Below are 13,157 nucleotides of genomic sequence, written 5' to 3' on the forward strand. Positions count from 1 at the left end.
CTCCGACAGCGGGGTCGAGCGCGAACCCAGCGTTCGCGCTCGACCTCCGAACCGATCTGCTGTGCCCCCCGCCGCGCGCGGCATGCAAGCTGCGGCCAGGAGGCGGCCGCGTTACTTCTTCGCGCCGTGTTCCATCGCGTCCTGCGCGTATTGAACGGCGTCGTTCAGGGTGGCCTGAACATCGGGCTGCGTGCCGGTGAAGATTTCTTCCAGCGCAATGCCGAGGTTGTCGCCGATGTCGGGCCACTGCGGGCTCGACCAGATCGTGACCTTGGTCACCGGATTGGTATCGTTCAGGCCGGCGAGAATCTGCGGCTTGACGTGCTTCTGGAAGTAATCGCTCTTGATCGTGCTGGCCCGGTTGTAGTCGCTAAAGACGTTGTCGCGCAGGCGAGCCTGCTCCTGGTCCTTGCCGGTCGCCCAGGCAATGAACTTGCCTGCGGCCTGGCGCGTGCATTCGTCCTTGGCGCCCACCGACGAAATCGCCAGCCCGTGACCATAGGCCGCGGACGGCAACGGCGCAGGCGGTCTGACGTAGCCCACCTTGTCCGCCACGCTCGACTTGGTCGGGTCTTCCATCCAGTCGGCGAACGGTGTCGATTCGATCATGAAGGCGACCTTGCCGGAGCGGAACGCTTCGAGCGCGTTGCTCCAGTCGTAGGTCGCCGCGCCGGGAGGCGCGTATTTGAAGAGGTCGCGATACAGCAGCGTGGCTTTCACGGCGCCCGGCGAATTGAAGGCTGCCGCCTGATTCTTGTCGGTCCACGTGCCGCCTTCGGCGAGCATGAACGGCGCCCAGCGCCAAACGTTCATGCCCGAGCCGCGTTGCCCGCGTGCCACCCAGCCATACATGTTCGGCGGCGCATTGAGCTTCTTGATGTCGGCGACGAGTTCGTCGAGCGTTTTCGGCACCGGCAGATGCGCTTTCTCCAACAGATCGCGACGATAGAACAGGAAGTCGCCGCCGCCGATCAGCGGCGCGAAATACGCGACGCCTTTATAGCTCGCCACCGCGCGACGGCCGGGCAGGAAGTCGTCGTAGTCAGCGTCTTTCGGGTAGTACTTCAGGAGCGGCACGACCCAGCCGGCCGAGGCAAACTCGGCGACGTTCGCTTCGTCGACATAGTAGATCTGGTAGGAACCCGCACCCGTCGACGCATCCAGCCGCGATTTGGAGCGCCGGTCGTTCTCGCCGAAGTAATTGATTTCAACCTTGGTGCCGCTACGCTTTTCATAATCGGGCAGCGACTTCTCCATGACCGTCAGGCCGAGGCTCTTTTGTGCCAGCACCTTGAGCACGGGAACGTTACAGGTCTGCGCCGTCGCCAGCACGGGAAGGCTTGCGCCCACCACCGCGCACGCTGTCAACCAATGAATGGATTTCACTCTTGTCTCCGCTTTTGGAATGTTCTTTGGCATCGCCATACGGGCGCTGCGTTAGGCAGCAGAGCATGCGTACGGTGAGGAGAACTGTAGTGGCCGGGGCCAGAGGCGAGCCACTGCAAAAGGCGGAAAGTGCTGATACTTTTTGCGCGAACATTGGGTGCGCTGCACAAAATGTGTCAGTGAGGGAAATGGCACCTGTGCGTGAGCGACACGCGGGTCTTTCGAAGTACCAGCGTGCGAGCAACGACGGGAACTACAGCAGACCCGCGTAATGCACCGCCACGAACAACGCGGCACCGCCCGCGATCAACACGATCGCGTTGATGCGCGTTTTCATCACGAGCACGGTGGCGCCCGCGGCGGTGAGCCAGGCGATCCAGCCGCCGTCCAGTTCCTTCATCAGCACGTAGACCGCCGCGAGTATCAGACCCGCCGCGACCGGGCGCAAACCGGCCTGCAATGCGTTCAGCCAGCGCGCGCCTTCGTGCCGGTTCCACACATGCACGACGCCGTACATCAGGAACGCGGTCGGCCCGAACAGGGCCAGCGTCGCGACGAGTGCGCCGCCGAGACCGCCGACCTGCCAGCCGATCAACGTCGCGAGCAACGACGCCGGCCCCGGGGCGAGCCGCGCAATCGCGAAGTCGCTGAGGAACTGCGCGTGCGTCATCCAGTGATGCACGTCGACGACTTGCCGCTGAACCTCGGCGATGATGCCCTGCCCGCCGCCGACCGTAACGATCGACAGCGGTGCGAAGACGGCGAACAGGGCGACTAGATTTCTGGACACGGAATAGCGTTGGATGAAAGTTGGCGGACGCTCGTTACTGCTGCGGTGGTGCCGAACGGAGATATTCGTAGCCGACGCTCAGCGCTCCGGCGATCAGCACGGTCCACACGAGCGACACGCGGAACAACGCGGCCGCCGCGAAGGTGGCGATCAGCACGAGGTACGGAAACAGCCGGCGCGGCAGTCGGCGGGCCGCCGTGATCGCCATGCTCAAGGACAACCCGATGGCCGCTGCCGCCGCGCCGGCCAGCGCGATATGCGTGAGCGGCAGATAGGCGATCGCCGAGAAGAACACGCCGAGCAGCACGATCGTTACCGCGGGCGGAAACACGATGCCGCAAAATCCGGCGACCGCGCCGCGCCAGCCCAACAGACGATAGCCGATCCAGATGGCGAGATTCTTGACGTTGACGCCGGGCAGCGCCTGCGACAGCGCGAGGCCGTCGAGAAACTCCTCTTCGGTCAGCCAATGCCGGTCCTGCACGAACTCGCGCAGGAACCAGCCGCTCAGCCCGCCGCCGAAACTCGTCAAGCCGATGCGGGTGAAAATCAGGAAGAGCCCGAGCGTGCTCACGTCGCCGGTCGATGAACGCTTGCGCGACGCGAGGTCGTCGCGCTTCACGGCCGGGTTGGTTGTTTCATGCCCGTTTGTCGCGTCTTTACCGTCCGTGCCTTCGACCAAGGTCTTCTCCCTACGCGCGTTGCAAGGCGGGTGAAAGTTAATGACGTCGTTGCCGCCCAACGACGCGGATGGATTGAATGATATCCGCACATGCTCATACGCAGGGCTGCAAGCGTTCAGATTGGATTCCGGGCATGGGTGCCGCCAAGCCCGTTAAAATCGGGGGAATGCGGGTCCGCGAGCTTCGCTTCAAACCCGCGAATCCCAAACCCGTCAACTCACCCGGAGATCGAAGTCTTGCGTGTAGGCCGCCCCGTCAAAGCCCTTCCCCAACCCGACTGCGATTACTGCGGCACGCGTGCCGTTCTCGCGCGCGGCGGCGACGAGAGCTATCCGTATCGTGACGATCACGGCCCGGTGTGGATTTGCGCCGCGTGTCAGGCGTGGATCGGCATTCACGCACGCAGCACGCGCAACGTGCCGCTCGGGCGGCTCGCCGACGCCGCGCTGCGCGACGCGAAAAGCCGCCTGCACGACGTGCTCGAACCGTTGGTCGCGGGCAAGATCCGGCGTGATCGGGTGAATCCGTTCGAAGCGCGCGCGAGGGCGATCCGCTGGGTGGCCGAACAACTCGGGTTCGATCCGCTGCCGGCGTCGATCCACAACCTGTCGCTGGAACAATGCGAACAGGCGATCGCCCACGTCGAGGCTTTCATCGCGCAGCGCCGCGCCGCGCCGCCGGACGAGCGCGTTTGAGCAGGCTTCAGCGCGTTAAACGGCGTCGCCCGTCGAATTTTCGCGCTGCATACCCGCCTCGTGCGCGGTGTGGTGCCCACGCTCCGCGCGATCGGCCTGCAAGACCCGGCGCCCAGTACGCGTGCCCAGCACCAGCAGGATCGCCAGTACACCGGTGCCGAACAGGTAGCTCGGCGGAATAAAGCGCGCGTCCGTGAAGTGCGCCACCAGCGAGATATAGAACGGTGCCAGTCCGCCGAACAGCATGACTGACGTGTTGTACGAAATGGCCACGCCGGTGGAGCGCCCCTGCACGGTGAAAATCTTCACCAGCATCCCCGGATGCGCGGCGCCCTGCAGCGTCAGGAACAGAATACCGACCACGCGCACGACCATCAGACTGCTCTCGGTGGGCTCGGCCAGCAGGTACGCAAACAGCGGAAACACGCAGATCAGCCAGCCCGCGATAAAGAAGAAAAACAACCGGTATGCGCCGACCCGATCCGCCAGCAAACCGAACACCGGCGACAGCACACACATTACGATGCTCGTCACGAACACCCCTTGCAGCGACGAACTCAGCGACAGATGCAACTGCATCTGCGCGTAGGTCGGCAAATACGCATTCCACACGTAGTTCAGCGAGGTGCCGGCGATCATCACGCCCATTGCGCACACCACGGCGTCGCCGTTATCGCGGACAAAGTCGCGCATCCGCTCGCGCACCGGTGCCCGTGCCGCCGGGCGCGCCTGCATGCGGTGAAATTCATCCGATTCGTCGACGTGATGGCGGATATAGAAACCGATCGGGCCGACCAGCGCACCGATCAGGAACGGCACGCGCCAGCCCCACGCCGTCAGATCCGCATGCGACAAATGCTTCGACAGCAGGAAGCTGCACCCCGACGACAACATCGCCGCGACGCCGATCGACAGCATATTGAAGCTGCCGTAAAACATCTTGCGCCCAGGCGGCGCGACCTCGTAAATCGTCACCGACGACAGCGCGAACTGCGCGCCTACCGCAAAACCCTGCACCAGACGACCGATCACCACCAGCAGCGGCGCGAGCAACCCCAAGGTCGCAAACCCCGGCGTCAGCCCCAGGATCAGTGAGCCGACCGACATCAGGACCATGATCCACGACAGCACCTTCACGCGTCCGACGCGATCCGCGGCCATGCCCATCAGCACACCGCCGAGCGGACGCACCAGGAAGCCGACTGCGAACGTCGCGAAGGTCAGCAGCAAGGCCCCGCTGCGATCGACGGTAGGAAAGAACACCCGCGCGATCATGCTCGAAAAATACGAGTACACCATGAAGTCGAACCACTCGAACGTGCCGCCTATCACGGTCGATACGATGGTTTTCCAGAGTCTGGCCGGATCGCTTGGGGTGGGCATGGGTTTAACCTCCGGCTCGCAGCGTGCGCAACACCTGCGCGAAGAAATCCTGAACCACGTCGACGACCTGCATGCCGTTGTGGGCGATATTGGCCAGCTCGTCGAAACGCACGCGCACACCGGCGGCTTCGAACGACGCCTGCAGCGTGCGCAGCCGTTCCGGACGCGTCGCGCCGGCGTCGTTGATACCCGGCAAATACATTGTGCTGTCTTCGGGCACCGTGATCTCCCACGTCTCCAGATCCGCGCGACCAACGATCATTTGCACCGGCACACGCTGCAACGCGGCCAGATCAAACGATTTGCCGAAGTGACGCTCGAAACCGCCCAGGCCTAGCCACCAGTCTTTCGAATGATCGAGCACGGTGACGTTGCCCGGCGCGCCGATCGACGCGGCCCACAGCCGCTCCGGATGCGCGTACGCAAAGCGGTTCACATACTGCCCACCGCCCGAATAGCCGAACAGTGCGAAGCGCTCGAAGCGTTTGCCATAACGTTCGCCCACTTCGCCGACCATGTCGAGCAGCACCTGGTCGTAACGGATGTCGCCGTCGATCAAACGCTTGAAGCCGTTGCGATCGCCGTCGCCGCGCACGCCGACCGGAAACAGCGGGCACAGCACGATGCAACGGTTCCAGCGGCCGAACGGCGCGAACGCGTCGCGGTACTGCGTGAACTGGCGGCCGGTGCCGTGCATCGCCACCACCAGTTGCACGTCGTTGCCGGTCGTCAGGACTTCGGGCGGCACGTACAGCACATACGGAAAGCGCGCGTCGTGGCGGCTGGCGTACACGGTGGTCGAACCGAGGTCGTATAGCGCTTGCGCCTGTTCATGACCGGGTGCGGATCGCTTCTCTGCATCGAACATCTGTCATTCCTCTTTGACGGCATCAAATACGGCTTTCAAGCCGTGTCACGCGAACACACCCCGCTCAAGCCACCTCGGAAAGCGGCTCGCGATGCAGGCTGTAGCGCGTGAAAACACGATTCAACGCGGGCATCGGCGCAACATCCATTTCGCCAGCGGCCGGCTGCATGACGATCATCGCGACGGTGGCGGTCATCGTGTGACGCGTGCCCGGACGCGGCGGACGGCACACCGAATACGGCGTGCCAAACGAATCGAACAGCGCCGCCTTGACGGCGTCGCGGTCCACCAGCGGCGTGGCGTTCAGCAACTGGCGTACGCGCCAGTCGCGGTAATAGCTGTCCGGCGAGCTCTCGCAGCCGGTGTCCAGCAGCTTGGTGCGCGCTACCGGGCTGACCCAGTGGTTCGCGTGTACGATCAGCTGATCGTCGCCCGGATAGATCGGAAACGCTTCGTTCGGCGCGCATTCGAAATCGATGCCGAAACCCTCGGCCATGCCGAGCATGATGTTGTTCGAACACGATTTCGGCGTGGTGGCGATCACCCGCAACGCGTTCGAAAACACCGGTTCCTCCAGCACCCGGCGACGCAGCAGCGACAGCGGCACACCCATCTGCATGAAATCGCGCTCGGACTCCAGATAGTTCGCGGTGATCGACACGCCGGCGGCATTCAGCCCGCTGCGTGCGAGGCCGCCCGCTTCGACGAAGGTCAGGAAGTCGGGGCCGTCGTCGTTGCGTACGCGCAAGACGATGCCGGTGTCGACGCAATCGGCCTTCCAGTCCCAGTTCTGCGCGTGGATCAATTGTCCGTTCGACGAGCGCGAAGGCAGCACCAGCAAGCCCGTGCAACCGTCCTCGTCGTCGGCTTGCAGTGCCATTTCGGCGCGCGCCTTGGCCAGCACCTCGGTGCGGGCGTTGATCATCACGATGTCTTCGAACGGCACGTCCGCTCCTTCGGCGATGCCGCGCATCTCGTCCAGATAGGCCGGCTGGAACTCGCCGATCACCTGTTCGAGCGAGCGGATCAGCGCCGTCTGCGAGGCCTCGCTATAGCCGAGATTGCGCAAGGTCTGGCCGTAACGGGAGGCGCTCAGGCGCACTCGCGCCGCGGCCGCGCGGCCGTATTGCACCCCGCGCTCGTGCGGCTTGCCCGACACGCTGATCAAGGGAAACTGCGAAAACTGCTGGTTTTGCGACATGTTGGGACTCCTCGCCCTGGCTGCCAGCGACGCCGCCACGCGGGCTCCGGCCTCGCGCCGACGACATCGACTCGATTCGTGACAGATCGATTTTCATGAGCCACAAATAAAATAAAAAGCGTTATTTTCTTTACTGAAAGGAAAGAAAATTTTTTGTTTCGTGCGATCATGCGGCGTGGGCCGGCGACGGAAATTCGTGCTTCGAGAGCACGTCCCGTGGGCTTTTGAGGAGAATTCGGCATGAGTGAAATTCGAATGCTGCGCACGTTTCTCGCCATTGAGAAACACGGCACGATGGCGGCGGCCGCCGACCGCATCGCGCTAACACACGCGGCGGTGGGCGCGCAGATGCGCACGCTGGAGCGCGTGTGCGAGCGTCAATTGTTCGACCGCAGCGGGCGCAGCATCCAGTTGAACGACGCAGGCCGCTCGATCATCGAGCAGGCGCGCGCGGTCGTGGCCGCGTACGACTCGCTCTTGCGCGGCGTCGCGGACGAACTCAGCGTGGAAGGCTCGATCACGATCGGCTCGACGGTGTCGTCGATGGGCTTCCTGGCGGCCAATGTGATCCGGCTGAAGGTCGCGTATCCGCGCCTGAAGGTACGCCTCGCGCACGGCGACAGCGCCCAACTCGGGCGCCAGGTGCGGGCGGGCGAAATCGATGCGGCGGTGATCGTCAGCGAACCGCGTGTGACCACGTTGCCCGAGTTATGGGAACGTCTTTACGACGAGCCGCTGGTGCTGCTGGTCAATCCGGCAAGCGCGCCGGCCGACGCGACCGTGAGCACACTGCTCAAGCGCTTGCCGTTTATCGGCTTCGAGACGTCGTCGCTGACCGGCTCGCATGTCACGAGTCTGCTGCGGCGGTTGCGCGTCGACGTCAAGCCGATTCTGGAAATGAATTCGATCGCCGCGATCGCCGATCTGGTGCGGCAGAACGTGGGCGTGTCGATCGTGCCGCGTCTGCGGCATGCCGCGTGGGACGACGACCCGCTGCTCTCGGTCAGGCCGATTCCGGGCACGGCGTGGCGGCGACACATCGGCTGGTACGAGTTCGGGCGCCAGCCGCTGGCCACGGCGATCGTGAAGAATCAGTTGCTGGCGGCGCTGGCGGAGTGACTGGAAAGCCGTCAACTCAAGACGATTCATAGAACGGCCGCAAATCGATTTCCTGCGACCATGCCGTGCGCCCTTGCCGATGCGGATGCCAACAAGCGGGCCATCTCGCCGGGTCGAGCAGGCCGTCACCTCAAGCAGCGCGCCACTTCGCATCCGACACGATCAGCTTCTTCGGAATCAGCTTCAACTCGCTGAACGTATCGGCGATCTGTTGCTGATAATCGAGCGTGGCGGCGTCGATGGGTTGCACGCCGAAACTGCTGCGATTCAACGCCAGTTCGAGCGTCGGCGCATCCAGTCCGACGAGCGGCGACAACTGCCCGGCCACCGCCGGAATGTGATCGCGGCTCCATTTGTCGACCTGATCGAGTTCGGCCAGCAGTTCACGCAGCAATCGCGGTTGCGTATCGGCGAACTTGCGCGCCGCGACGTAGTACTGCGTGTTGCGCACCAGACCTTCGCCATTGACCAGCACGCGCGCGTTGGCCTGCCGTTCGACGGCGGCGAGGTACGGATCCCAGATCACCCAGGCGTCGATACTGTTCTGCACGAAGGCGGCGCGCGCGTCGGCCGGCGTCAGATACACCGGTTGAATGTCGGTGTACGACAGGCCTGCCTGCTGCAAGGCCTTGACCAGCAAAAAGTGAACGTTCGAGCCGCGGTTCAGCGCCACCTTCTTGCCGCGCAATGCTGCGACCGAGCGAATCGGCGAGTTGTGCGGCACGACGATCGCCTCGGCTTTCGGCGCGGGCGGCTCGTTGCCGAGGTAGACGAAGTCGACGCCGGCGGCCTGCGCAAAGATCGGCGGTGTTTCGCCGACGGTCCCGACATCCACCGCGCCCGCGTTCAGGCCTTCCAGAAGCTGCGGGCCGGCCGGGAATTCAAGCCACTGCACCGAAATGCCCTGCGCGGCGAGGCGCTTTTCCAGCGTGCCGCGCGCTTTGAGCACCACGAAGTTGCCGTATTTCTGGAAGCCGATGCGCAAGGTCTTGCCGTTGGACGGCGCTTGCGCGCGCGCCTGCCGCGAGGGCAACAGCGTGCCGGCGGCGAAACTCGCCACGCCGGCTGCGGCGGCTTTCAGTAAGGCACGCCGGCGTGGGTCGCTCAGCTCGATGCGTGCGAAGGTGTCGGTGTCGGATGAGTCGCGAGATGTCATACGCTTGCCAGGTAAATAGGTGGAATGGCCGGGAACGATCACGACACACTATGAGAGAGACCCAGCCGCAAGCGAACCAATTTATTGTGATTTCTAAAGAAGCATCGGTTCGGACGCTACGACCCGTGGTGATCGTGGTCCGCGCCGTTGGCGTCCATCAAACGCTCGCCGGACGCACGCACCCACGCCGCGATCTCCGGCCACGCGTCCTTCAGCGTGCGCGAACCCATGAACAGACCGATGTGGCCACCCGGCACGAGTTTCCTGACGATCTTGCCGGGCGCCGTGCCGAGATACTTCACCGCATCGAACACCTGCTCTTTGGTGGTGATGTCGTCCGCCTCGCCGGCCAGCAGATAGACCGGACAGGTGACGGCCCGCAGATTGAGCGTCTGGCCGAGCGCGACGAATGTGCCTTTGGCGAAGCGGTTTTCCTTGAAGAGCTGCACGATGGCCTGCAGATACCAGCGGCCCGGCAGATCGATCGGATTCTCGTACCAGCTCTCGAAGATTTCTTCCTTGCGCAGGTACGCCGGATCGTCCATATGCTCGTAGAGGTCGATATGGTCGGTCATGTAATGCTGCTCCGGATGCATGTTCTTCCAGCCGCGCAACATCAGCTTGCCGCGCATCACGCCGCGCCCCATGTCGACCAGTTCCTGATAGAACGACGTGGGGTACGTCTGTGCCATCCTTCTGACCGGACCGTCGCCCGCGTCGGTGTCGATCGGCGAGCCCGCCAGCACGAGACTTGCCACCTTGTGCGGAAAACGCGCCGCGTACATGGCCGCCATCCAGCCGCCCTGGCACAGACCGACCAGGTTGACGCAGCCGCCCACTTCGTCCACGCAGACATTGAGTTCGGCCAGATACTGGTCGATTTCCAGATCTTTCATGTCGTCGGTGGCCGACTTCCAGTCGGTGAGATAAAGCCGTGAGAGCCCATGGTCGCGCAGCGTCTCCATCAGGCTCTGGCCGGGCTGATAGTCGGCAATCATTGCGCTGTGCCCGGCATAAGGCGCGTCGACGATGGTGGGCATGCCACGCGCGTGCGGCGTCGAATAGTCGCGGAACACCATGGTGCGCAGATCGAGCAACGGCTGGTTTTGCGAAGCCAGCGCGGGGCGCAATTCAAAGTGGATCTTTTCTTCCTCGGCGAGAAACGCGAGGTTCCTCGCGGACAGATCCGCAGTGGTTTTCAACATCGCGGCGGCCGCGGCCATTGGCCAGAAAAACGGCAGAGCGAACGCATAGGTCGGATTCGGCAGAGGCTCACGCATGCTGGATCTCCCAGATCGCGTCCAGCGCCTGCGTGATCACGCGATTGCGATGCGCATACAGCGCCGCGACCGCGCAACTCGCCATGCGGGCGCGTTCGTTGTCGGCACGGCTCGTCAGGATGATCGGCACGCGCGCGCCGAGCACGATGCCGGCCGCGTCCGCCTTCGCCAGATAGGTCAACTCCTTGGCCAGCATATTGCCGGCTTCGAGGTCCGGCACCAGCAGAATGTCCGCGTCGCCGGCCACGGGGGAATTCAGATGCTTGATCGCCGCCGCTTGCGCGCTGATCGCGTTGTCGAGCGCGAGCGGACCGTCGATGATCGCGCCACTGATCTGGCCGCGATCGGCCATTTTGCAGAGCGCGGCGGCGTCGAGCGTCGACGGCATTTTCGACGTGACAGTTTCCAGCGCGGACAGCACCGCTACTTTGGGCAACGCAATCCCCAGCGCGTGAGCCAGCTCGATCGCGTTGCGCGCGATGTCGGCCTTCTGCTCCAGCGTCGGGAAGAGGTTGACCGCGGCGTCCGTGATGAAAAGCGGCTTCGGATAGGTCGGCACGTCCATGATGAAAACGTGACTCAGGCGCCGTTCGGTGCGAATGCCGGTGTCCTTGCGGACGACTTCCGCCAGCAGTTCGTCCGTGTGCAGACTGCCTTTCATCAGCGCGTCCGCTTCGCCGGCCCGCACCTGTTCGACGGCTTTCGCGGCCGCCGCGTGGCTATGCGGCGCATCGACGACGCGGCAGGCGGTCAGATCGAGTCCAAGCGAGGTCGCCAGACGACGGATGCGGCCTTCCGGACCGATCAGCGTCGGCACGATCAGTCCGGCGGCAGCGGATTCCACGGCGCCGCGCAACGAGACCTCGTCGCACGGATGGGCCACGGCGGTGCGCACAGGCGTCAGCGCACGGCAACTGGCAATCAGCGCATCGTGATGGCGATGCGGACGGGGCACGGTCATGAGCAGCACACTCCTGAAAAACAGCATGTCGAGTTGTTGAAGGGGGGATTCCCGCAAGGGCATCGGGGCGTTGCGCGACGCCGCCGTGCCGCGACGAAGCCATGGTATTAGGGTGAATCCCTGGGCCATTGATCTAACTCAAGCCGTACCCGGTATCGAACGCCTTACCCTGTGATGAACCGCACGACGGAGGGGCTCGATGGAAGTGCCCTCTTCGTCCCGGCACCTCTATCACATGAAGAAGGAATGGGGGCATGCACATCCGCGAAATCCGCTCGAAGATCCGCAGCGTGTCGGCGACCCGCAAGATTACTCGCGCGATGGAAATGATGTCGCGCACCAGAATGGCCAACGCGCAGCGGCGCGCCCGCACGTTCCGTCCGTACGCGGACCGGATCCGCGAAATCGCATTGCGTTTGCGCGAGGACAGTCCCGACTATGTGTCACCGTTGTTCGTCAAGCGTGCCCGGATCGCGCGAGTCGGGCTGATCGTGGTCAGCACCGACCGTGGTCTGTGCGGCCCGCTCAATAGCCGGCTGCTAATGCGCTGCGCCGAGCGCCTCAACGAATGGCAAGGTGCCGGCATGGAGGCCGAGGTGATCGTGATTGGCGCGCGTGGCGCCGGCCCGTTGATGCGGCACGGCGCCAATATCGTCGCGCGAACCGCCGCGTTGGGCACTAATCTGCACTTCGAATCTTTCTTCGGCGCGGTGACCGTGCCGCTGAGCGGCTTTCTCGCCGGCCAGCTCGACGAGGTGTACGTAGCGTACAACCACCTGAGCAGCGCGCTCTCGTATGAGCCACGCATCGACCGGATCTTGCCACTCGGCGAATGGCTGCGTGAGGGCGAAGAGGGTCAGCGCGCGGGTGCGGTGAGAACCGAATACCTGTATGAACCGAGCCCCAAACCGGTCGTGGATGCGTTACTGCTCCGTTATGTCGAAGCGCTGATCTACCAGGCGGTGGCCGAGAACAACGCCTGCGAGCAATGCGCGCGGATGTTCGCGATGCAGACGGCCACCGAGAACGCGGACCGCGTGATTCGCGACCTGCGGCATCTGTATCAGAAGACGCGTCAGGCGCAGATCACGACCGAACTGTGCGAGATCGTCGGCGGTGCGGCGGCTGTGTGATCGGTCGTCCGGTCTCTGGGCGTTCTTCGACAAGACGACATGGGAGAGCTTGATGCAAGTCGACATTCTGAGTGTCGAACACATGCTGTACTCCGGCGACGCGAGCTTTATCGTCCTACCCGGCTTGATTGGCGAACTCGGCATTTTGCCCGGACACGCGCCGCTGCTGACGCAAATCAAACCGGGCGTCGTCACGATTCACGAGCAAGGCAAGAACGCGCAACAGCGCATCTTCGTGGCGGGCGGCATTCTGGAAGTGTTGCCTGACTCCGTGATCGTGCTGGCCGATCATGCCGTCAGAACGCCGGAGCTTGACTCCACCAAGGCCAACGACGCGCGCCGCGAAGCGCAAGCCTTGCGGGCGCGCTATGCGGACGCGCGCCGCCCGGGTTTCGATTTCGCGGCGGCCAAAGCGGAACTTGCGGATGAGTTGGCGCGCTTCTTTATGCTGGCGCTGCGGCACGGCGCGCAGGAATAGCCGAACCGCTGCTCGGACGGCAGC

At 63.8% G+C, this 13,157-nt stretch carries 13 protein-coding genes; 4 read left to right on the top strand and 9 right to left on the bottom strand.

Going from position 1 to position 13,157, the window contains the following annotated elements:
* Positions 1–111: 111 nt before the first annotated feature.
* The 3 genes from B0G83_RS14930 to B0G83_RS14940 form a co-directional block, all read right to left on the bottom strand.
* Positions 112–1,419 (bottom strand): sugar ABC transporter substrate-binding protein, encoded by a 1,308-nt coding sequence (locus B0G83_RS14930; protein ID WP_105508517.1) that lies wholly within the window; start codon positions 1,417–1,419, stop codon positions 112–114.
* Positions 1,420–1,639: 220 nt separating this feature from the next.
* A complete protein-coding gene (locus B0G83_RS14935) occupies positions 1,640–2,176 on the bottom strand; it encodes a chromate transporter (RefSeq protein WP_035549959.1) in 537 nt (178 codons plus the stop codon).
* A 34-nt stretch (positions 2,177–2,210) separates the two neighbouring features.
* Entirely contained in the window at positions 2,211–2,798 is a 588-nt protein-coding gene (locus B0G83_RS14940; protein ID WP_105508518.1) for a chromate transporter, read from the bottom strand.
* Positions 2,799–3,095: 297 nt separating this feature from the next.
* Here B0G83_RS14940 and B0G83_RS14945 point away from each other — a divergent pair, with 297 nt between their 5' ends.
* A complete protein-coding gene (locus B0G83_RS14945) occupies positions 3,096–3,554 on the top strand; it encodes a zinc-finger-containing protein (RefSeq protein ID WP_105508180.1) in 459 nt (152 codons plus the stop codon).
* A gap of 15 nt (positions 3,555–3,569) precedes the next feature.
* On the opposite strand, the gene B0G83_RS14950 is transcribed toward B0G83_RS14945, so the two are convergent.
* From B0G83_RS14950 to B0G83_RS14960, 3 genes are all read right to left on the bottom strand, one after another.
* On the bottom strand, positions 3,570–4,937 hold the full coding sequence (locus B0G83_RS14950) for an MFS transporter (protein WP_105508181.1): 1,368 nt from the start codon (positions 4,935–4,937) through the stop codon (positions 3,570–3,572).
* A gap of 4 nt (positions 4,938–4,941) precedes the next feature.
* Entirely contained in the window at positions 4,942–5,694 is a 753-nt protein-coding gene (locus tag B0G83_RS14955) for a hydrolase (protein ID WP_105508519.1), read from the bottom strand.
* A gap of 175 nt (positions 5,695–5,869) precedes the next feature.
* Complete coding sequence (locus B0G83_RS14960) at positions 5,870–7,006, bottom strand: C45 family peptidase (protein ID WP_105508182.1); 1,137 nt, start codon at positions 7,004–7,006, stop codon at positions 5,870–5,872.
* A 240-nt stretch (positions 7,007–7,246) separates the two neighbouring features.
* Between B0G83_RS14960 and B0G83_RS14965 the strand changes: the two genes are divergently transcribed.
* Positions 7,247–8,125 carry a LysR substrate-binding domain-containing protein gene (locus B0G83_RS14965; protein WP_258167900.1) on the top strand — a complete coding sequence of 293 codons (879 nt, stop codon included), beginning with the start codon at positions 7,247–7,249 and terminating at the stop codon, positions 8,123–8,125.
* 130 nt (positions 8,126–8,255) lie between these two features.
* Here the strand turns inward: B0G83_RS14965 and B0G83_RS14975 are convergent, their stop codons facing one another.
* The 3 genes from B0G83_RS14975 to B0G83_RS14985 form a co-directional block, all read right to left on the bottom strand.
* Positions 8,256–9,281: a sulfonate ABC transporter substrate-binding protein gene (locus B0G83_RS14975; RefSeq protein ID WP_105508184.1), complete on the bottom strand. Its 1,026-nt coding sequence runs from the start codon at positions 9,279–9,281 to the stop codon at positions 8,256–8,258.
* A 116-nt stretch (positions 9,282–9,397) separates the two neighbouring features.
* A complete protein-coding gene (locus B0G83_RS14980) occupies positions 9,398–10,561 on the bottom strand; it encodes an alpha/beta fold hydrolase (RefSeq protein WP_258167901.1) in 1,164 nt (387 codons plus the stop codon).
* Positions 10,554–11,522 (bottom strand): bifunctional enoyl-CoA hydratase/phosphate acetyltransferase, encoded by a 969-nt coding sequence (locus B0G83_RS14985; RefSeq protein WP_105508521.1) that lies wholly within the window; start codon positions 11,520–11,522, stop codon positions 10,554–10,556. The genes B0G83_RS14980 and B0G83_RS14985 overlap by 8 nt, the downstream gene beginning before the upstream one ends.
* 254 nt (positions 11,523–11,776) lie before the next feature.
* Between B0G83_RS14985 and atpG the strand changes: the two genes are divergently transcribed.
* Entirely contained in the window at positions 11,777–12,655 is an 879-nt protein-coding gene (atpG, locus tag B0G83_RS14990) for an ATP synthase F1 subunit gamma (RefSeq protein WP_105508185.1), read from the top strand.
* A gap of 52 nt (positions 12,656–12,707) precedes the next feature.
* On the top strand, positions 12,708–13,133 hold the full coding sequence (locus B0G83_RS14995; protein ID WP_105508186.1) for a F0F1 ATP synthase subunit epsilon: 426 nt from the start codon (positions 12,708–12,710) through the stop codon (positions 13,131–13,133).
* Positions 13,134–13,157 lie beyond the last annotated feature (24 nt).

It is taken from the genome of Paraburkholderia sp. BL21I4N1 (assembly GCF_002973525.1).
Lineage (GTDB): Bacteria > Pseudomonadota > Gammaproteobacteria > Burkholderiales > Burkholderiaceae > Paraburkholderia.

Excerpts from the sequence above, each read along its gene's own strand:
- B0G83_RS14975 (WP_105508184.1), bottom strand. The coding sequence starts at position 9,281 with ATGACATCTCGCGACTCATCCGACACCGACACCTTCGCACGCATCGAG.
- B0G83_RS14965 (WP_258167900.1), top strand. The coding sequence starts at position 7,247 with ATGAGTGAAATTCGAATGCTGCGCACGTTTCTCGCCATTGAGAAACAC.
- atpG (WP_105508185.1), top strand. The coding sequence starts at position 11,777 with ATGCACATCCGCGAAATCCGCTCGAAGATCCGCAGCGTGTCGGCGACC.
- B0G83_RS14930 (WP_105508517.1), bottom strand. The coding sequence starts at position 1,419 with ATGCCAAAGAACATTCCAAAAGCGGAGACAAGAGTGAAATCCATTCAT.
- B0G83_RS14980 (WP_258167901.1), bottom strand. The coding sequence starts at position 10,561 with ATGCGTGAGCCTCTGCCGAATCCGACCTATGCGTTCGCTCTGCCGTTT.
- B0G83_RS14950 (WP_105508181.1), bottom strand. The coding sequence starts at position 4,937 with ATGCCCACCCCAAGCGATCCGGCCAGACTCTGGAAAACCATCGTATCG.
- B0G83_RS14960 (WP_105508182.1), bottom strand. The coding sequence starts at position 7,006 with ATGTCGCAAAACCAGCAGTTTTCGCAGTTTCCCTTGATCAGCGTGTCG.
- B0G83_RS14985 (WP_105508521.1), bottom strand. The coding sequence starts at position 11,522 with ATGACCGTGCCCCGTCCGCATCGCCATCACGATGCGCTGATTGCCAGT.
- B0G83_RS14995 (WP_105508186.1), top strand. The coding sequence starts at position 12,708 with ATGCAAGTCGACATTCTGAGTGTCGAACACATGCTGTACTCCGGCGAC.